Origin of the sequence: Enterobacter sp. RHBSTW-00901 (assembly GCF_014103115.1) — a bacterium.
GTDB classification, from domain to species: Bacteria; Pseudomonadota; Gammaproteobacteria; order Enterobacterales; family Enterobacteriaceae; genus Enterobacter; species Enterobacter cloacae_P.
In genome coordinates, this window is sequence record NZ_JABXPB010000001.1 from 3,651,597 (window position 1) to 3,670,949 (window position 19,353).

Genomic DNA, 19,353 nt, shown 5'->3' on the forward strand with positions numbered 1-19,353 from the left:
GCATCAATACGCGTTAATGCGCAGGATCGATATGCGTCATCACATTAAGCACGTTAAATTTGCTCATGACTCTGTTTCTGGCATTGACGGCAATATCATGTCCTTCTTTTACGCTTAATTTTCCATTCACTTCCAGATGAACATCGACCAGGGCTAAATCACCCATCTTGCGGGTTTTTAAATCGTGAATGTTAATAACACCTTCTGTAGATAACAGGCACGTTCTGATTTCGTGTTCCATGTCTGGCTCAAGCGAGCGATCCATCAAATCATGGAGGGCATCGGCAGAGAATTTATACCCCATGTGGGCGATAAAAATACCGACAATCAGTGCGGCAACCAGATCCATAGAGTGGAAACCCAGTAAATTACCGGCAATACCGATAGCAACAACAACAGACGAGGCCGCGTCGGAACGCGCGTGCCAGGCATTGGCAATAAGCAGCGATGACTGAATGCGTTTCCCCGTTGCGTACATGTATCTGAACAGCCCCTCTTTAATCAACAGAGCCAGTATGGCGACCCACAGAGCCGCCCCTTTGACGACCTGATGTGTCTCGGGGTGTAGCAGCTTATTGCCCGCAGACCAGAGCATTCCGGCACCGACCAGAAATAAGATAACCCCGATAATCAGCTTTGCACCGTTTTCAAAACGGAGGTGACCATAGTGATGATCGGTATCAGAGGCTTTCTGGCTTTTTTTATTGGCAATCAGAACGACAAAGTCAGAGGATAAATCGGAAAGAGAATGAATACCATCAGCAATTAACCCCTGCGAACCGGAAAATAAACCGGCAACGATTTGAAAACTCGTCAGGAATATATTGACGATCACGCTGATTAATGTGCATTTATGTATTTCATGAGAACGGAGTTGAGACTCATTGCTATTTTGGTTTTTCATACTGTTTCACGTAGTAACCTGATATGTAGGTTATTATGCAAAATGTTTATTAAATTCACCTTAAATATAATGTGATTGGCGTGATTATTTCTGCCAGGTTCTTGCATGCGAGAAAAAAACGGGGAAGGGCGGCGGAAGATCTGACCCGCAGGATACACTGCGGGCCAGATGTTTAATTCATAAACGCAGGTTGTTTATGTTCGTATGCGGCAATGGCATCTTCGTGTTGCAGCGTCAGACCAATGCTGTCCAGACCGTTTAACATGCAGTGACGACGGAATGCATCAATACTGAAGCTGTAGGTCTTCTCACCCGCCTTGACCACTTCTGCTTCCAGATCCACTTCAAACGCAATACCGGGATTAGCCTTAACCAGAGCGAACAGCTCGTCTACCTGCTCGTCGCTCAGCGTCACCGGCAGCAGCTGGTTGTTGAAGCTGTTGCCGTAGAAGATATCGGCAAAGCTCGGGGCAATAACCACTTTAAAGCCGTAGTCGGTCAGTGCCCAGGGCGCATGTTCACGGGAAGAGCCACAGCCAAAGTTTTCCCGCGCCAGCAGAATCGATGCACCTTTGTATTCCGGGAAGTTCAGGACGAATTCCGGGTTAGGGACTTCGCCTTTGTCATCCAGGAAACGCCAGTCGTTAAACAGGTGCGCGCCAAAACCGGTGCGGGTGACTTTCTGCAAAAACTGCTTAGGAATGATCGCATCAGTATCGACGTTGGCTGCATCCAGTGGGACAACCAGACCCGTATGTTGGGTAAATTTCTCTGCCATGATTGTCTCCTTATTTCAGGCTGCGAATATCGGCGAAGTGGCCGGTGACTGCCGCCGCAGCGGCCATTGCCGGGCTGACCAGATGGGTACGCCCACCGCGGCCCTGACGGCCTTCAAAGTTACGGTTGCTGGTGGAGGCACAACGCTCACCCGGGTTCAGGCGGTCATTGTTCATCGCCAGACACATGGAGCAGCCAGGCAAGCGCCACTCGAAGCCCGCTTCGATAAAGATCTTGTCCAGGCCTTCTGCTTCCGCCTGCGCTTTCACAGGGCCAGAACCCGGCACGACCAGCGCCTGCACACCCGGAGCGACTTTGCGACCTTTGGCAATCTCTGCCGCAGCGCGTAAATCTTCAATGCGTGAGTTGGTGCAAGAGCCGATGAACACTTTATCAATGGTCACATCGGTCACTGGCACGCCCGGTTTCAGCCCCATATAGGCCAGTGCTTTTTCTGCGCTGGCGCGCTCTACCGGATCGGTGAAAGAGGCCGGGTCAGGGATGGTGTCATTCACGGAAATGACCTGGCCTGGGTTCGTCCCCCAGGTGACCTGCGGGGCAATCTCTTCCGCCTGCAGGGTAACAATGGTATCAAAGGTTGCACCATCGTCGGTTTTCAGGGTTTTCCAGTATTCAACGGCATCGACGTAATTCTGGTTTTTTGGTGCGTGCAAGCGCCCTTTCACATAGTTGAAGGTCGTTTCGTCTGGCGCGACCAGGCCTGCTTTGGCTCCCATTTCAATGGCCATGTTGCACAGGGTCATACGACCTTCCATGCTCAGCGCCTGGATAGCTTCACCGCAGAATTCCACCACGTGGCCAGTACCGCCTGCGCTGCCAGTTTTGCCGATGATAGCCAGCACGATGTCTTTGGCGGTGATGCCCTGTGCGGCTTTGCCCTTCACTTCAATCTTCATGGTTTTGGCACGACCCTGTTTCAGGGTTTGCGTTGCCAGAACATGTTCTACTTCAGAGGTGCCGATACCGAATGCCAGTGCGCCAAACGCACCGTGTGTCGCGGTATGGGAGTCACCACAGACGATGGTCATACCCGGCAGGGTAATGCCCTGTTCTGGCCCCATCACGTGGACGATGCCCTGGTACGGATGGTTCAGGTCGTACAGTTCAACGCCAAACTCGTTGCAGTTCTTAATCAGTTCCTGCATCTGGATACGTGCCATCTCACCCGACGCATTGATATCTTTGGTCTGGGTGGAGACGTTGTGATCCATTGTCGCGAAGGTTTTACCCGGCTGACGTACCGGGCGCTTGTGCGCACGCAGTCCGTCAAATGCCTGTGGGGAGGTCACTTCATGCACCAGATGCCTGTCGATGTACAGCAGCGGGGTTTCGTTTGGTGCCTCGTAGACAACGTGCGCATCAAACAATTTTTCATATAACGTCTTCGCCATGATTACACCCCTTCAGCAACATAGCGGGCAATGATATCGCCCATTTCATCGGTACTGACTGCTGCCGCGCCGCGTGCTAAATCACCGGTACGGACACCTTCTTCTAACGCACGATTCACGGCGCTTTCAATAGCAGCGGCTGCATCGCCTGCATCAAGGCTGTAGCGCAGCAGCAGGGCCAGAGAGAGGATCTGCGCAATCGGGTTGGCGATATTTTTGCCGGCAATATCCGGAGCAGAGCCGCCCGCAGGTTCATACAGGCCAAACCCTTCTTCATTCAGGCTGGCGGAAGGCAACATGCCCATTGAACCGGTGATCATCGCGCACTCGTCCGACAGGATGTCGCCGAACAGGTTGGAGCACAGCAGCACGTCAAACTGGGACGGATCTTTAATCAGCTGCATGGTCGCGTTATCAATGTACATATGTGTCAGCTCAACGTCCGGATACTCTTTGGCGATTTCACTGACAATCTCACGCCACAAAATGGAAGACTGCAGAACGTTCGCTTTATCGATAGACGTCACTTTATGACGGCGTTTACGTGCAGACTCAAACGCGATATGGGCAATGCGTTCAATTTCAAAACGGTGATACACCTCGGTATCAAAGGCTTTCTCATGCTGTCCGCTGCCTTCACGGCCTTTTGGTTGGCCAAAATAGATACCGCCGGTCAGTTCACGTACGCACAGAATGTCGAAGCCATTGGCCGCGATATCCGCGCGCAGCGGGCAGAACTCTTCCAGACCCTGGTACAGCTTTGCCGGACGCAGGTTGCTGAACAGTTTGAAATGCTTACGCAGTGGCAACAGCGCGCCGCGCTCAGGTTGCTCTGCGGGAGGCAGATGTTCCCATTTCGGGCCTCCCACGGAACCAAACAGGACGGCGTCGGCATTTTCGCAGCCTTCGACGGTCGCTTTTGGCAGCGGCGTACCGTGATTGTCGATAGCAATACCGCCCACGTCGTAGTGGCTGGTGGTAATTTTCATCGCAAAACGCGAACGAACGGCTTCCAGTACTTTCAGCGCCTGTGCCATCACTTCCGGGCCAATACCGTCACCCGGCAACACAGCAATATGGTAATTCTTCGACATTACACGGTTTCCTTGTTGTTCTCTTTATTCTGAGCTTTGCGTTGCAACTCTTTTTCGACTTCGGCGGCGCGCCAGATATTGTTCAGGACGTGCACCATCGCTTTTGCGGACGATTCAACGATGTCGGTTGCGAGACCCACGCCGTGGAAGCGGCGACCATTGTGGTTGACGACGATATCCACCTGACCCAGGGCATTTTCCCCCTGACCTTTAGCCGTCAGGTCATATTTGACCAGTTCCACGTCGTACCCTGTGACGCGGTTAATCGCCCGGTAGATGGCGTCGACTGGGCCATTACCGTTGGCCGCTTCGGCTGTAACTTCATCGCCGCAGGCCAGTTTGACCGACGCGGTAGCGATATCGCTGGAGCCGGACTGCACGCTGAAGTAATCCAGACGGAAGTGCTCTGGCTCTTCCTGCTGTTTGTTGATGAAAGCCAGGGCTTCCAGATCGTAATCAAACACCTGGCCTTTTTTGTCGGCCAGTTTCAGGAAGGCGTCATACAGCTGATCCATGTTGTAGTCGCTGTCCTTATAACCCATCTCTTCCATACGGTGTTTCACCGCGGCACGGCCGGAGCGGGAGGTCAGGTTCAGCTGAACCTGGTTCAGGCCGATAGATTCCGGGGTCATGATTTCGTAGTTTTCGCGGTTTTTCAGCACCCCGTCCTGGTGGATACCCGAGGAGTGTGCGAATGCGCCAGTGCCGACAATGGCTTTGTTAGCAGGAACTGGCATGTTGCAAATCTGGCTGACAGTCTGGCTGGTGCGCCAGATTTCATTGTGATTGATGCGGGTGTGTACGTTCATGATGTCTTTGCGCACCTTGATCGCCATGATCACTTCTTCCAGCGCACAGTTACCCGCACGTTCACCGATGCCGTTCATTGCGCCTTCTACCTGACGCGCCCCGGCGTGGACGGCGGCAATGGCGTTACCGACGGCCAGGCCCAGATCGTCATGGGTGTGAACGGAGATAATTGCTTTATCAATGTTTGGCACACGCTCATACAGGCCGGTAATAATGTTGGAGAATTCAAACGGCATGGTGTAGCCGACGGTGTCCGGGATATTGATAGTTTTGGCACCGGCATTGATCGCGGCTTCAACTACGCGCGCCAGATCGTCAATGGGTGTACGGCCAGCATCTTCACAGGAGAACTCAACGTCATCTGTGTAGTTACGCGCACGTTTGACCATGTAAATTGCGCGTTCAATAACCTCATCCAGCGTGCTGCGCAACTTGGTCGCAATGTGCATTGGCGACGTGGCAATAAAGGTATGAATACGGAAGGCTTCTGCAACTTTCAGTGACTCGGCAGCAACGTCGATATCCTTCTCAACGCAGCGTGCCAGGGCGCAGACGCGGCTGTTTTTAATGGTACGCGCAATGGTCTGTACCGATTCAAAATCACCCGGAGAAGAGACGGGGAAGCCTACCTCCATCACGTCGACCCCCATACGTTCGAGAGCCAGCGCAATTTGCAGCTTTTCTTTCACACTCAGGCTCGCCTGCAATGCCTGTTCACCGTCACGTAAAGTTGTATCGAAAATAATGACTTGCTGGCTCATGGGTTAGGTCCTTGTCAGTCTTAGGGCGCTTTGCTACGAGCATAAAAAAACCCGCGCAATGGCGCGGGTTTTTAGTCTTACTGGTGACGATTCAACGCTGAATTTCGCCCGCCAGTCTACCGCGCACAGTGGATGCGTTTAGTAGTAGTAGACTGGTGAAACGAATGGTGCGAATCATGAATCGTGCTCCCGTTAAATACGATATGCATTTAGTGGTACTGGATACGGCGCATCATGTCAACCCCTGCACGGTAAAACGAGCCTGATAGCTGGCCAGAGCAGAACATTAACTTTAGCTAATTGTGCTGGTTTTTTCTTTTTCGACCAGGTTAATTGTCTATTTTTGGACTGAGAATGTCGTGCTGTCATGCTTTAAATATAATTAGTATCAATTAAACATAATTTGTGTGTTTTATTGCAGTGATATGAAATTTGTTTTATTTCATTAATTTATAAATGATGTGAATGGTTTCAGTGAGCATGAATGCGGTTTACGGCATCCGGTTGTTAAGTAAATGATATAGGTTAACATGAATAGTTTAATAATACTTAAGTCATCATTAACCTGAACGGCGATTGTATATTTTTCTGGTTTATGGTTTCATGCCAATCCTAATGTTATTGATATCATATGAACTGACTTTTATCTCTTCATTACTGAAGGTGCGTAATGTCTTTTTCGATGCATTTTTCTTTATATTTTCCGAATTTTAAACAATTCTCTTTTGCTGCTCGTATATGCATGGTAAATCATATTTCTCGAACTTATTACTGTACTTTGGCAAAGGAAGTTTAGCGTGACAGTGGAGTTAGAAATGCCAGAAAATAATATTAAACAAATCCAGGTTGCTGATGGGATTAAACCGCAATTACGTACTGTGGATCTTAATCTGTTAACCGTATTTGATGCGGTTATGCAGGAGCAGAATATTACGCGAGCAGCCCAGTCGCTGGGGATGTCCCAGCCCGCCGTCAGTAATGCTGTATCCAGGCTTAAGGTCATGTTTAATGACGAATTGTTCGTGCGTTATGGTCGAGGGATCCAGCCTACTGCGCGTGCATTTCAGCTCTTCGGTTCTATCCGTCAGGCGCTGCAATTAGTTCAGAATGAACTGCCGGGGTCGGGTTTTGAACCTGTCAGCAGTGAGCGCGTATTCCATCTTTGTGTCTGTAGTCCGTTAGATAACTATTTGACATCCATTATTTACAATAAAGTTGAAGAGATCGCACCAAATATTCACCTGGTTTTTAAATCATCACTAAATCAAAACACAGAGCATCAGCTGCGTTACCAGGAAACAGAGTTCGTTCTGGGATATGAAGAGTTCCGTCGCCCGGAATTTTCCTGTGTACCGCTGTTTAAAGATGAAATGGTGCTGGTTGCCAGTAAAAAACACCCCCGACTGAATTCTCCGCTGCGGGAAAATGACGTTTATAACGAGCAACATGCTGTTGTTGCGCTCGACAGATATGCCTCATTTAGCCTGCCGTGGTATGACTCTCCTGATAAACAGGCAAGCGTTGCCTATCAGGGAATGGCAATGGTCAGCGTATTAAATGTCGTTTCACAAACGCAGCTGGTGGCTATTGCACCTCGTTGGCTGGCGGACGAGTTTTCTGAGCAGTTAGACCTGCAAGTTCTGCCATTGCCGCTGAAGCTGAATAGCCGTACCTGTTATCTCTCCTGGCATGAAGCGGCAGGTCGGGATAAAGGGCATCAATGGATGGAGGAGCTGCTTATTAGCGTCTGTCGTCGATAAGCCCATCAGGATAAATGGCACTGATGTGTTATTTATCCTGAGTTTTTTTAAGTTAATGCTATTTTATTCTGTTTACGTTTTTTTCTGGCTGCTGTCAGGCACTTAAAAATAGATGATTTCCTGATTCATCTCCCTTTTAAACGATGATTTATTAACTCGCTCTCTAATCTCAGACGAATTCACCATATCCTCCCGCAATGTCTGTTTTTTCTGCTTTGTTGGCCGCTTGCCTTCCCCGGTTTGCTAATTGCCTGCCTCATAACGAGCGGTTAAGGTAACTATCACTCTGCAAAATATAAGATCGGTTTAACCCGATCGTAAGACGGCGTGGAAATGAATTCTGCTGTTCGTCTATAACAAAAGCCTGGAGGCAAAGCATGGAGATGTTGTCTGGCGCGGAAATGGTCGTTCGATCGCTTATTGACCAGGGCGTGAAGCAGGTGTTCGGCTACCCGGGAGGCGCAGTCCTCGATATTTATGATGCGCTGCATACGGTAGGCGGTATCGACCATGTTCTGGTACGCCACGAGCAGGCGGCGGTACATATGGCGGACGGGCTGGCCCGTGCAACGGGGGAAGTGGGCGTGGTGTTAGTCACGTCTGGCCCCGGGGCGACAAACGCCATTACCGGGATTGCTACAGCGTATATGGACTCTATCCCGCTGGTCATTCTCTCCGGGCAGGTGGCGACTTCGCTGATCGGCTATGATGCGTTCCAGGAGTGCGACATGGTGGGGATCTCGCGCCCCGTTGTTAAGCACAGCTTCCTGGTTAAGCAAACCGAAGATATTCCAGGTGTACTGAAAAAAGCCTTCTGGCTGGCGGCTAGTGGGCGTCCTGGCCCGGTTGTCGTCGATCTGCCGAAAGATATTCTGAACCCGGCGAACAAGCTGCCTTATGTCTGGCCGGAATCGGTGAGCATGCGTTCTTACAATCCTACGACGCAGGGACACAAAGGTCAGATCAAGCGTGCGTTGCAAACGCTGCTGGCGGCCAAAAAACCGGTAGTCTACGTCGGGGGCGGTGCTGTTAACTCAGCCTGTGAAGAACAGCTACGCACGCTGGTCGAGACGTTAAATTTGCCGGTGGCGTCATCGTTGATGGGACTGGGGGCATTCCCGGCCACGCACCGTCAGGCGCTGGGTATGCTGGGCATGCACGGTACCTATGAAGCCAACATGACGATGCACAATTCTGATGTGATCTTTGCCGTTGGTGTGCGCTTTGACGATCGTACCACCAACAACCTGGCAAAATATTGCCCGAACGCCACCGTGCTGCACATTGATATCGATCCAACGTCTATCTCAAAAACAGTGCCGGCCGATGTGCCGATCGTGGGGGATGCCCGTCAGGTGCTGGACCAGATGCTGGATCTGCTGACACAGGAAACCGTCTCTCAGCCGCTGGATGAGATCCGCGACTGGTGGCAGCAAATTGAGCAGTGGCGCGCACGTCAGTGCCTGAAGTACGACACCCAAAGCGAGCATATTAAGCCGCAGGCGGTCATCGAAGCGATCTGGCGTCTGACGAAAGGCGAGGCGTATGTGACGTCAGACGTTGGTCAGCATCAGATGTTTGCTGCCCTTTATTACCCGTTTGATAAACCGCGCCACTGGATCAACTCGGGTGGTTTAGGCACGATGGGCTTTGGCCTGCCTGCTGCGCTGGGCGTGAAGCTGGCTCTGCCAAATGAAACCGTCGTCTGCGTGACGGGGGATGGCAGTATCCAGATGAACATTCAGGAGTTGTCTACCGCGCTGCAATATGAACTGCCGGTACTGGTGCTGAACCTGAATAACGGCTACCTCGGTATGGTGAAGCAGTGGCAGGATATGATCTACTCTGGTCGCCATTCTCAGTCGTACATGACGTCACTACCTGATTTCGTTCGTCTGGCTGAGGCATATGGTCATGTTGGCATGCGGGTGACCGATCCGGCAGAGCTGGAAACGAAGCTCGGTGAAGCGCTTGAGCACGTTAAAAACAACCGCCTCGTATTCATGGATGTCATCGTCGATGGCACAGAACACGTTTATCCGATGCATATTCGCGGTGGTGGTATGGACGAAATGTGGTTAAGCAAAACGGAGAGAACCTGATATGCGCCGGATATTATCGGTATTACTGGAAAACGAGTCTGGTGCACTGTCACGCGTCATCGGGCTTTTCGCACAGCGTGGCTACAACATCGAAAGCCTGACCGTTGCACCGACGGACGATCCGACGCTGTCACGCATGACAATTCAGACCGTCGGCGACGCCAAAGTGCTTGAGCAGATCGAGAAACAGCTGCACAAGCTGGTTGATGTGTTGCGCGTGAGCGAGCTGGGGCAGGGCGCTTATGTTGAGCGTGAAGTCATGCTGGTGAAAATTCAGGCCACTGGCTATGGGCGTGAAGAGGTCAAACGCAATACGGATATCTTCCGTGGGCAAATTATTGACGTGACGCCTTCTATATATACGGTTCAGTTGGCTGGAACGAGTGATAAGCTGGATGCCTTCCTGGCATCCGTGCGGGATGTAGCAAAAATTGTTGAGGTTGCGCGCTCTGGTATTGTTGGCCTGTCGCGCGGCGATAAAATCATGCGTTAGTTGTAAAAAAGGTTCGCCTCTTTCTGCCCGGTCGCCAAAGCCGGGCTTTTTTTTTGTGTAATCAGCCGACAACGCAGATAAAAGCGGTTGCCGCGGAGGCTTTTCTGCGTTTAGATGTTAAAAGATTTAACCATAACCTTGACAGGGCTATGGATTCTTTTCTTTTTTTAAGGGGCAATTGTGAAACTGGATGAAATCGCCCGGCTAGCCGGCGTGTCACGAACCACAGCCAGCTATGTGATTAACGGTAAAGCAAAGCAGTACCGTGTCAGCGATAAGACCGTTGAAAAAGTCATGGCGGTGGTTCGTGAGCATAACTACCATCCGAATGCTGTCGCAGCTGGCTTACGCGCCGGACGCACCCGCTCTATTGGCCTGGTGATCCCCGATCTGGAAAACACCAGCTATACCCGTATCGCTAATTATCTTGAACGTCAGGCTCGCCAGCGTGGCTATCAGTTACTGATTGCCTGTTCGGAAGACCAGCCCGATAACGAAATGCGCTGCATTGAGCACCTGCTTCAGCGTCAGGTGGATGCCATCATCGTTTCAACCTCTTTACCACCAGAGCACCCGTTCTATCAGCGCTGGGCGAACGACCCGTTCCCTATCGTTGCACTGGACCGCGCTCTGGACAGGGAGCATTTCACCAGCGTTGTCGGTGCCGATCAGGACGATGCAGAGATGCTGGCAGCGGAGCTGAGAACCTTCCCGGCAGAAACCGTTCTGTATCTTGGCGCGTTGCCTGAGCTTTCCGTAAGCTTCCTGCGTGAACAAGGGTTCAGGACTGCCTGGAAAGATGATCCGCGTGAGGTTCACTATTTGTATGCCAACAGCTATGAGCGTGAAGCGGCCGCGCAGCTGTTCGAGAAATGGCTGGAAACGCATCCGATGCCGCAGGCTCTGTTCACGACCTCATTTGCCCTGCTGCAGGGGGTGATGGATGTGACACTGCGCCGGGAAGGGAAGCTGCCATCCGATTTGGCCATTGCAACCTTCGGAGATAATGAGCTGCTCGACTTCCTGCAGTGCCCGGTACTGGCAGTGGCCCAGCGTCATCGTGACGTGGCCGAGCGCGTGCTGGAGATCGTTCTGGCAAGCCTTGATGAGCCACGGAAACCCAAGCCGGGTCTGACGCGTATCAAACGTAATCTCTACCGTCGCGGAATTTTGAGCCGCCATTAATGCATTCACTGGGGGTGGTGAAAACTGCCCCATTTTGATGAAATAACTGGCAAGAGTAATTCCCGGATAAAAATTAGGATAATTCCTTAAGAATCATGCTCTGCTATTTTTCTTAATTCATTTTGTCTTTTAGACTGACGCTTAAAGAACATTTATACGATTTTTAATCGCTGTTTTTGTATTATTTTGTTACAAACCCTATTCGGTCGATGAATATTCAGACGTTTTTTCATCCTCCCTGCCAGCTTGTACGTCTGCAAGCACACTCGCGCAGTGCCGCGATGAATCTGGCGCTGTCATCCCCTGAGAATATGTCTTAAAATGCTGCCCGCGTCGCAAACTGACACTTTATATTTCCCTGCGATGATATTGAGTGAGCTTTAACGCTAGTGTGCATATTCGGATTTTTTCTTACAAATATTCATAACGTTAATTTTGCCTCGCCAGTTGTGCAGTTATTAACCAGGTCCGTTTATCTCTGTAAATAGAGCCCTTTCGGCTTGATAGAGAGAGAGTCCTGGCTTGACAAGCTTTTCCATCGCTCCGTAAACTCCTTTAGGTGGGAATTTGTGGGTTAAAGTGGTGAGGAGGGGTGAGGCTGGCATGTTCCGTGGAGCAACGTTAGTCAATCTCGACAGCAAAGGGCGTTTATCGGTTCCAACACGATACCGCGACCAGCTGATTGAGAACGCTTCAGGTCAAATGGTGTGCACCATTGACATCAACTCCCCCTGCCTGCTGCTTTACCCCCTGCCTGAATGGGAAATTATTGAGCAAAAGCTGTCGCGACTGTCGAGCATGAACCCGCAGGAACGCCGTGTACAACGGTTGTTGTTGGGGCATGCCAGTGAGTGTCAGATGGATAGCGCAGGGCGATTACTGATTGCGCCTGTGTTGCGGCAACATGCCGGTCTGACCAAAGAAGTGATGCTGGTCGGGCAGTTCAACAAGTTTGAACTGTGGGATGAAACGACCTGGTATCAACAGGTCAAGGAAGATATCGACGCTGAGCAGTCTGATTCCGCGACATTATCGGAACGGCTGCAGGACTTGTCTCTATAAATATGATGGAAAATTATAAACATACAACGGTGTTGCTGGATGAGGCCGTTAACGGCCTGAATATTCGTCCGGACGGCATCTACATTGATGGCACTTTTGGTCGCGGTGGTCACTCGCGTTTAATCCTCTCCCAGCTTGGAGCGGAAGGACGTCTGCTGGCAATCGATCGCGATCCGCAGGCGATTGCCGTTGCACAAACCATCGATGACCCACGTTTTTCCATCGTGCATGGACCTTTCTCTGCGCTCGCAGACTATGTTGCTGAGCGCGGCCTGACGGGCAAGATCGACGGAATTCTTCTCGATCTTGGCGTCTCTTCACCACAGCTTGATGACGCTGAACGCGGCTTCTCCTTTATGCGTGATGGTCCGCTGGACATGCGTATGGATCCTACCCGCGGTCAGTCTGCCGCAGAGTGGTTACAAACGGCGGATGAAGCGGATATTGCCTGGGTGATCAAAACCTTCGGCGAGGAACGTTTTGGCAAACGTATTGCGCGTGCCATCGTTGAGCGTAACCGCGTTGAGCCAATGACCCGTACCAAAGAGCTGGCCGAGGTCATTGCCGCTGCAACACCGGTGAAGGATAAACACAAACATCCCGCGACCCGTACCTTCCAGGCGGTTCGCATCTGGGTAAACAGTGAACTGGAGGAAATAGAGCTGGCGCTAAAAAGCTCGCTCGACGTGCTGGCCCCGGGTGGGCGGTTATCCATCATCAGCTTCCATTCACTGGAAGACCGCATTGTGAAACGCTTCATGCGTGAACAAAGCCGCGGTCCACAGGTTCCTGCGGGGCTGCCGATGACGGAAGAACAACTCAGGAAACTGGGTGGCCGTCAGTTGCGAGCATTAGGCAAGTTGATGCCGGGCGAAGAAGAGGTGGCAGAGAATCCACGTGCCCGTAGTTCAGTGCTGCGTGTAGCAGAGAGGACGAACGCATGATCAGCAGAGTGACAGAGACCCTAAGCAAAGTTAAGGATTCGTTAGGAAGCAACGAGCGCCATGCCTTGCCTGGCGTGATCGGCGACGATCTTTTGCGGTTTGGGAAGCTGCCACTCTGCTTGTTCATTTGCATCATCGTGACGGCTGTAACGGTCGTCACAACGGCTCACCATACCCGTTTATTAACGGCGCAACGCGAGCAGATGGTACTGGAACGCGATGCACTGGATATTGAATGGCGAAATCTGATCCTTGAAGAAAACGCGCTCGGCGATCACAGCCGGGTTGAACGGATCGCAACAGAAAAGCTGCAGCTGCAGCATGTTGATCCTTCACAGGAAAATATCGTAGTACAAAAATAAGGGAAAACGCGACGCATGAGAGCAGCGGCAAAAACGCTAAAACCAAAACGTCAGGAAGAACAGGCCAACTTTATCAGTTGGCGTTTTGCGTTGCTTTGCGGCTGTATTTTACTGGCGCTGGGTTTCCTGCTGGGACGCGTGGCGTGGTTGCAGATTGTCGCGCCTGACATGCTGGTTCGCCAGGGGGACATGCGCTCCCTTCGCGTACAGGAAGTCTCCACATCCCGCGGAATGATTACCGACCGTTCGGGCCGCCCGCTGGCGGTGAGCGTGCCGGTGAAGGCTATCTGGGCCGACCCTAAAGAGCTGCACGACGCTGGCGGTATCACGCTCGACAACCGCTGGAAAGCGCTGTCGGATGCCCTGAAGATGCCGCTGGATCAGCTTGCATCTCGCGTAAACACTAACCCGAAAGGGCGTTTTATCTATCTGGCACGTCAGGTGAACCCTGACATGGCGGACTACATCCGAAAACTCAAACTCCCGGGGATCCATCTGCGTGAGGAATCACGTCGTTATTATCCTTCCGGCGAAGTAACCGCTCACCTCATCGGCTTCACTAACGTCGACAGCCAGGGGATTGAGGGCGTTGAAAAAAGCTTTGATAAGTGGCTAACCGGCCAGCCGGGCGAGCGAATCGTACGTAAAGACCGCTATGGACGTGTCATTGAAGATATCTCTTCAACGGACAGTCAGGCAGCGCATAACCTGGCGCTGAGCATTGATGAGCGCTTGCAGGCGCTGGTCTACCGCGAGCTGAACAACGCCGTGGCCTTTAACAAAGCGGAATCAGGTAGCGCCGTGCTGGTGGATGTCAGCACTGGTGAAGTGTTAGCGATGGCTAACAGCCCGTCCTACAACCCGAACAACTTTACCGGCACCGCAAAAGATGCGATGCGTAACCGGGCGATCACCGACGTGTTCGAGCCGGGTTCCACCGTTAAACCGATGGTAGTGATGACTGCGCTGCAGCGCGGCATCGTCAATGAAAATACCGTTCTGAATACGATTCCTTACCGCATTAACGGCCATGAGATCAAAGACGTGGCTCGTTACAGCGAATTGACCCTGACCGGGGTCCTGCAGAAGTCGAGTAACGTCGGTGTTTCAAAGCTGGCGTTAGCGATGCCGTCCTCAGCGTTAGTAGAGACTTACTCACGTTTTGGACTCGGAAAGGCGACCAATTTGGGGTTGGTCGGAGAACGCAGTGGCTTATATCCTCAAAAACAACGGTGGTCTGACATAGAGAGGGCCACCTTCTCTTTCGGCTACGGGCTAATGGTAACGCCGTTACAGTTAGCGCGAGTCTACGCAACGATTGGCAGCTATGGCGTCTATCGCCCGCTGTCGATTACCAAAGTTGATCCACCGGTTCCGGGCGAGCGAATCTTCCCGGAACCTATCGTTCGTACCGTCGTGCATATGATGGAAAGCGTGGCGCTGCCTGGCGGCGGCGGCGTGAAGGCGGCGATCAAAGGTTATCGCATCGCCATTAAAACCGGTACGGCGAAAAAAGTGGGGCCAGATGGCCGCTACATCAACAAATACATTGCCTATACCGCAGGCGTTGCGCCTGCAAGCAATCCGCGTTTTGCGCTGGTGGTCGTCATTAACGATCCACAGGCGGGTAAATACTACGGTGGTGCCGTCTCCGCACCTGTGTTCGGGGCTATCATGGGTGGCGTGTTGCGCACCATGAACATTGAACCAGATGCGCTGGCGACAGGCGAAAAAAGTGAATATGTAATTAATCAAGGCGAGGGTACAGGTGGCAGATCGTAATTTGCGCGACCTTCTCGCTCCGTGGGTGTCGAATGCACCTGCGCGAGCGCTACGGGAGATGGTACTGGACAGCCGTGTGGCTGCTTCTGGCGATCTTTTTGTGGCTGTAGTTGGTCATCAGGCGGACGGGCGTCGATATATCCCGCAGGCGATTGCGCAAGGTGTTGCTGCCATTATTGCTGAGGCGAAAGATGAAGCAACCGACGGTGAAATCCGTGAAATGCACGGCGTACCGGTTGTTTATCTCAGTCAGCTGAACGAGCGTCTCTCCGCGCTGGCAGGCCGTTTTTACAACGAGCCTTCAGACCAGCTGCGTCTGGTTGGCGTGACGGGCACTAACGGGAAAACCACCACCACGCAGCTGATGGCGCAGTGGGCACAGCTGCTTGGCGAAACTGGCGCGGTAATGGGTACCGTGGGCAACGGTCTGCTGGGCAAAGTGAACCCGACAGAAAACACCACCGGCTCTGCGGTCGATGTGCAGCATGTGCTTGCCGGTCTGGCAGGGCAGGGTGCGACCTTTGCTGCGATGGAAGTCTCTTCCCACGGTCTGGTGCAGCACCGCGTCGCGGCGCTGAAGTTTGCGGCCTCTGTGTTCACGAACCTGAGCCGTGACCATCTTGATTACCACGGTGATATGGAACATTACGAAGCGGCGAAATGGCTGCTCTATTCCACTCATCACTGTGGCCAGGCGATCATCAATGCAGATGATGAAGTCGGCCGCCGCTGGCTGGCCAGGCTGCCGGATGCCGTCGCGGTGTCGATGGAAGACCATATCAACCCGAACTGCCACGGCCGCTGGCTGAAGGCTGTCGATGTCGATTATCACGATAGTGGTGCGACTATCCGCTTTGCTTCGTCATGGGGTGAAGGCGAAATTGAAAGCCGCCTGATGGGGGCATTTAACGTCAGCAACCTGCTGCTGGCGCTGGCGACGCTGCTGGCGCTGGGTTACCCGATGGCCGAATTGCTGAAAACTTCAGAGAGTTTGCAGCCAGTTTGTGGCCGCATGGAAGTGTTCAGTGCGCCAGGTAAACCGACCGTGGTGGTTGACTATGCTCACACCCCAGATGCGCTGGAAAAAGCGCTGGAAGCGGCGCGTCTGCACTGTACCGGTAAGCTCTGGTGCGTCTTTGGTTGCGGTGGTGACCGCGATAAGGGTAAACGTCCGTTGATGGGTGCCATTGCTGAACAGTTCGCGGATATTCCGGTCGTGACCGATGACAACCCGCGTACCGAAGAGCCACGTGCCATCATTAACGACATTCTGGCGGGGATGCTGGACGCTGGCCGTGCCCGCGTGGTGGAAGGTCGTGCAGAAGCCGTGACCAACGCCATTATGCAGGCACAGGAAAACGATGTGGTTCTGCTGGCAGGTAAAGGCCATGAAGATTACCAGATTGTTGGCAACCGTCGTCTGGACTACTCAGACCGCGTAACGGCGGCACGTCTGCTGGGAGTGGTGGCATGATTAGCATTACGCTAAGCCAGGCCGCTGCGGTCTTGCAGGGTGAACTGCTGGGGCAGGATCTGACCATCGATGCGGTGACAACAGATACCCGCAAGGTGACAGCTGGCTGCCTGTTTGTGGCGCTGAAAGGTGAGCGTTTTGACGCGCACGATTTTGTGCATCAGGCCAAAGAGAACGGCGCGGGTGCGCTGTTGGTCAGCCGCAAGCTTGATATCGACCTGCCACAAATTGTGGTGAGTGATACACGCCTCGCGTTTGGCGAGCTGGCAGCCTGGGTACGTCAGCAGGTTCCGGCGCGCGTTGTTGCGCTGACGGGCTCATCCGGCAAAACGTCCGTGAAAGAGATGACTGCGGCTATTCTCAGCCAGTGTGGAAACACACTTTATACGGCTGGCAACCTCAATAATGATATCGGCGTGCCGATGACATTACTTCGCCTGACCAAAGAACATGAATTTGCCGTGATCGAGCTGGGAGCGAACCACCAGGGTGAAATCGCCTGGACCGTGAACCTGACTCGCCCGGAGGCTGCACTGGTGAATAACCTGGCCGCTGCGCATCTGGAAGGTTTTGGTTCGCTGGAAGGTGTTGCGAAGGCCAAAGGTGAGATCTACACCGGCCTGTCGGTTGACGGGATCGCCATCATGAATGCCGATAACAACGACTGGCTGAACTGGCAGAGCATTATCGGGACACGTAAAACCTGGCGCTTCTCTCCGAATGCGGCCAACAGTGATTTTACCGCGACCAATATTCATGTGACCTCGCATGGCACGGAATTCACGCTCAACACCCCAACGGGTGGTGTAGATGTACTGCTCCCGCTGCCGGGTCGCCATAACATCGCTAATGCGCTCGCGGCGGCAGCGCTGTCAATGGCGGTGGGCGCGACGCATGACGCGATCAAAGCAGGGCTGGCAGATCTGAAAGCCGTGCCGGGGCGTCTGTTCCCCATTCAGATGGCGGAAAACAAACTGCTGCTGGATGACTCCTACAACGCTAACGTCGGTTCAATGACCGCTGCGGTGCAGGTGCTGTCTGAGATGCCGGGCTACCGTATCCTGGTGGTTGGCGATATGGCGGAACTGGGCGATGAAAGCGAAGCGTGCCATCTCCAGGTGGGTGAAGCCGCGAAGGCCGCAGGGCTTGACCGCGTACTGAGCACAGGGAAACTGAGCCAGGCGATTAGCCATGCCAGTGGGGTTGGCGAACATTTTGCCGATAAGACTGCTTTGATTGAGCGTCTTAACGCCTTGATGACAGAAAAACAAATTGTGACTGTGTTAGTGAAGGGTTCACGTAGTGCCGCCATGGAAGAGGTTGTGCACGCATTACAGGAGAACGGAACATGTTAGTTTGGCTGGCCGAGCATTTGGTCAAATATTATTCAGGCTTTAACGTCTTTTCTTATCTGACGTTTCGCGCCATTGTCAGCCTGCTGACTGCGCTGTTCATCTCCTTGTGGATGGGCCCGCGCATGATTGCCCGTCTGCAAAAACTCTCTTTCGGCCAGGTTGTGCGTAGCGATGGCCCGGAGTCACACTTTAGCAAGCGCGGTACACCGACAATGGGCGGGATCATGATCCTGACTTCTATCGTCGTTTCCGTTCTGCTGTGGGCATATCCGTCCAACCCGTACGTCTGGTGCGTGCTTACCGTTCTGGTCGGCTACGGGATCATCGGCTTTGTCGATGACTACCGCAAAGTGGTACGCAAAGATACCAAAGGCTTGATCGCTCGCTGGAAGTATTTCTGGATGTCAGTGATTGCGCTGGGCGTGGCCTTTGCGCTGTATCTGGCAGGAAAAGATACCCCTGCGACTGAGTTGGTTGTGCCGTTCTTTAAAGACGTGATGCCGCAACTGGGGCTGTTCTACGTACTGCTGGCGTACTTCGTGATTGTGGGTACCGGCAACGCCGTAAACCTGACTGATGGTCTGGACGGCCTGGCGATTATGCCAACCGTCTTCGTGGCTGCCGGGTTCGCGCTGGTGGCATGGGCGACCGGTAACATGAATTTTGCCAGCTATCTGCACATCCCGTATCTGCGCCACGCGGGTGAACTGGTGATCGTCTGTACGGCAATAGTCGGGGCTGGTCTGGGCTTCCTGTGGTTCAACACGTATCCGGCCCAGGTGTTCATGGGTGATGTCGGCTCTCTGGCACTGGGTGGTGCGCTGGGCATTATTGCTGTGCTGCTGCGTCAGGAGTTCCTGCTGGTGATCATGGGAGGGGTATTTGTGGTTGAAACCCTGTCGGTGATTTTGCAGGTCGGCTCCTTCAAGCTGCGTGGTCAGCGCATCTTCCGTATGGCACCGATTCACCATCACTATGAACTGAAAGGCTGGCCGGAGCCGCGCGTCATTGTGCGCTTCTGGATTATTTCGCTGATGCTGGTGCTGATTGGCCTGGCAACGCTGAAGGTACGTTAA

17 protein-coding genes are annotated in these 19,353 nt (G+C 52.8%); 11 read left to right on the plus strand and 6 right to left on the minus strand.

Translation table 11 applies throughout. The annotated features are described in order from the left end of the window. Window positions 1-13: 13 nt before the first annotated feature. The 6 genes from HV318_RS17585 to leuL form a co-directional block, all read right to left on the minus strand. Window positions 14-904: a cation diffusion facilitator family transporter gene (locus tag HV318_RS17585; RefSeq protein ID WP_182273732.1), complete on the minus strand. Its 891-nt coding sequence runs from the start codon at window positions 902-904 to the stop codon at window positions 14-16. Between the two features lie 172 nt (window positions 905-1,076). Further along, window positions 1,077-1,682, minus strand: a complete 606-nt coding sequence (leuD, locus tag HV318_RS17590) for a 3-isopropylmalate dehydratase small subunit (RefSeq protein WP_182273733.1) — start codon at window positions 1,680-1,682, stop codon at window positions 1,077-1,079. A gap of 10 nt (window positions 1,683-1,692) precedes the next feature. Continuing rightward, window positions 1,693-3,093, minus strand: coding sequence for a 3-isopropylmalate dehydratase large subunit (leuC, locus tag HV318_RS17595; RefSeq protein WP_182273734.1), 1,401 nt, complete (start codon window positions 3,091-3,093; stop codon window positions 1,693-1,695). Between the two features lie 2 nt (window positions 3,094-3,095). Next, on the minus strand, window positions 3,096-4,187 hold the full coding sequence (gene leuB / locus HV318_RS17600; protein WP_182273735.1) for a 3-isopropylmalate dehydrogenase: 1,092 nt from the start codon (window positions 4,185-4,187) through the stop codon (window positions 3,096-3,098). Beyond that, on the minus strand, window positions 4,187-5,758 hold the full coding sequence (gene leuA, locus HV318_RS17605) for a 2-isopropylmalate synthase (protein WP_182273736.1): 1,572 nt from the start codon (window positions 5,756-5,758) through the stop codon (window positions 4,187-4,189). Before leuA ends, leuB begins: the two co-directional genes overlap by 1 nt. A gap of 91 nt (window positions 5,759-5,849) precedes the next feature. Beyond that, window positions 5,850-5,936, minus strand: a complete 87-nt coding sequence (gene leuL, locus HV318_RS24545; protein ID WP_182274624.1) for a leu operon leader peptide — start codon at window positions 5,934-5,936, stop codon at window positions 5,850-5,852. Window positions 5,937-6,573: 637 nt separating this feature from the next. On the opposite strand from leuL, the gene leuO reads away from it, so the two are divergent. From leuO to mraY, 11 genes are all read left to right on the plus strand, one after another. Next, window positions 6,574-7,518, plus strand: a complete 945-nt coding sequence (leuO, locus tag HV318_RS17615) for a transcriptional regulator LeuO (protein ID WP_182273737.1) — start codon at window positions 6,574-6,576, stop codon at window positions 7,516-7,518. A 377-nt stretch (window positions 7,519-7,895) separates the two neighbouring features. Continuing rightward, the gene (gene ilvI, locus HV318_RS17620) at window positions 7,896-9,620 is read left to right on the plus strand and encodes an acetolactate synthase 3 large subunit (RefSeq protein ID WP_182273738.1); all 1,725 of its coding nucleotides are present in this window, start codon (window positions 7,896-7,898) and stop codon (window positions 9,618-9,620) included. Window position 9,621: 1 nt separating this feature from the next. After that, a complete protein-coding gene (gene ilvN, locus HV318_RS17625) occupies window positions 9,622-10,113 on the plus strand; it encodes an acetolactate synthase small subunit (RefSeq protein ID WP_182273739.1) in 492 nt (163 codons plus the stop codon). A 180-nt stretch (window positions 10,114-10,293) separates the two neighbouring features. Then, on the plus strand, window positions 10,294-11,298 hold the full coding sequence (cra, locus tag HV318_RS17630) for a catabolite repressor/activator (RefSeq protein WP_182273740.1): 1,005 nt from the start codon (window positions 10,294-10,296) through the stop codon (window positions 11,296-11,298). Window positions 11,299-11,901: 603 nt separating this feature from the next. Further along, window positions 11,902-12,360 carry a division/cell wall cluster transcriptional repressor MraZ gene (gene mraZ / locus HV318_RS17635; RefSeq protein WP_014882537.1) on the plus strand — a complete coding sequence of 153 codons (459 nt, stop codon included), beginning with the start codon at window positions 11,902-11,904 and terminating at the stop codon, window positions 12,358-12,360. 2 nt (window positions 12,361-12,362) lie between these two features. Then, the gene (gene rsmH, locus HV318_RS17640) at window positions 12,363-13,304 is read left to right on the plus strand and encodes a 16S rRNA (cytosine(1402)-N(4))-methyltransferase RsmH (RefSeq protein ID WP_182273741.1); all 942 of its coding nucleotides are present in this window, start codon (window positions 12,363-12,365) and stop codon (window positions 13,302-13,304) included. Beyond that, on the plus strand, window positions 13,301-13,666 hold the full coding sequence (gene ftsL / locus HV318_RS17645) for a cell division protein FtsL (RefSeq protein ID WP_014830643.1): 366 nt from the start codon (window positions 13,301-13,303) through the stop codon (window positions 13,664-13,666). Before rsmH ends, ftsL begins: the two co-directional genes overlap by 4 nt. Before the next feature lie 15 nt (window positions 13,667-13,681). After that, window positions 13,682-15,448 (plus strand): peptidoglycan DD-transpeptidase PBP3, encoded by a 1,767-nt coding sequence (gene ftsI / locus HV318_RS17650; protein WP_182273742.1) that lies wholly within the window; start codon window positions 13,682-13,684, stop codon window positions 15,446-15,448. Further along, complete coding sequence (murE, locus tag HV318_RS17655; protein ID WP_182273743.1) at window positions 15,435-16,922, plus strand: UDP-N-acetylmuramoyl-L-alanyl-D-glutamate--2,6-diaminopimelate ligase; 1,488 nt, start codon at window positions 15,435-15,437, stop codon at window positions 16,920-16,922. The genes ftsI and murE overlap by 14 nt, the downstream gene beginning before the upstream one ends. Further along, the gene (gene murF / locus HV318_RS17660; RefSeq protein ID WP_182273744.1) at window positions 16,919-18,277 is read left to right on the plus strand and encodes a UDP-N-acetylmuramoyl-tripeptide--D-alanyl-D-alanine ligase; all 1,359 of its coding nucleotides are present in this window, start codon (window positions 16,919-16,921) and stop codon (window positions 18,275-18,277) included. The genes murE and murF overlap by 4 nt, the downstream gene beginning before the upstream one ends. Further along, window positions 18,271-19,353 carry a phospho-N-acetylmuramoyl-pentapeptide-transferase gene (gene mraY / locus HV318_RS17665; protein WP_182273745.1) on the plus strand — a complete coding sequence of 361 codons (1,083 nt, stop codon included), beginning with the start codon at window positions 18,271-18,273 and terminating at the stop codon, window positions 19,351-19,353. The genes murF and mraY overlap by 7 nt, the downstream gene beginning before the upstream one ends.

Bases quoted from the DNA above. Each gene is read 5' to 3' on its own strand.
- leuD (WP_182273733.1), bottom strand. From the start codon at position 1,682: ATGGCAGAGAAATTTACCCAACATACGGGTCTGGTTGTCCCACTGGAT.
- mraZ (WP_014882537.1), top strand. From the start codon at position 11,902: ATGTTCCGTGGAGCAACGTTAGTCAATCTCGACAGCAAAGGGCGTTTA.
- leuO (WP_182273737.1), top strand. From the start codon at position 6,574: ATGCCAGAAAATAATATTAAACAAATCCAGGTTGCTGATGGGATTAAA.
- leuB (WP_182273735.1), bottom strand. From the start codon at position 4,187: ATGTCGAAGAATTACCATATTGCTGTGTTGCCGGGTGACGGTATTGGC.
- leuL (WP_182274624.1), bottom strand. From the start codon at position 5,936: ATGATTCGCACCATTCGTTTCACCAGTCTACTACTACTAAACGCATCC.
- leuA (WP_182273736.1), bottom strand. From the start codon at position 5,758: ATGAGCCAGCAAGTCATTATTTTCGATACAACTTTACGTGACGGTGAA.
- HV318_RS17585 (WP_182273732.1), bottom strand. From the start codon at position 904: ATGAAAAACCAAAATAGCAATGAGTCTCAACTCCGTTCTCATGAAATA.
- ftsL (WP_014830643.1), top strand. From the start codon at position 13,301: ATGATCAGCAGAGTGACAGAGACCCTAAGCAAAGTTAAGGATTCGTTA.
- ilvN (WP_182273739.1), top strand. From the start codon at position 9,622: ATGCGCCGGATATTATCGGTATTACTGGAAAACGAGTCTGGTGCACTG.
- leuC (WP_182273734.1), bottom strand. From the start codon at position 3,093: ATGGCGAAGACGTTATATGAAAAATTGTTTGATGCGCACGTTGTCTAC.
- murF (WP_182273744.1), top strand. From the start codon at position 16,919: ATGATTAGCATTACGCTAAGCCAGGCCGCTGCGGTCTTGCAGGGTGAA.
- ftsI (WP_182273742.1), top strand. From the start codon at position 13,682: ATGAGAGCAGCGGCAAAAACGCTAAAACCAAAACGTCAGGAAGAACAG.
- rsmH (WP_182273741.1), top strand. From the start codon at position 12,363: ATGATGGAAAATTATAAACATACAACGGTGTTGCTGGATGAGGCCGTT.
- ilvI (WP_182273738.1), top strand. From the start codon at position 7,896: ATGGAGATGTTGTCTGGCGCGGAAATGGTCGTTCGATCGCTTATTGAC.
- mraY (WP_182273745.1), top strand. From the start codon at position 18,271: ATGTTAGTTTGGCTGGCCGAGCATTTGGTCAAATATTATTCAGGCTTT.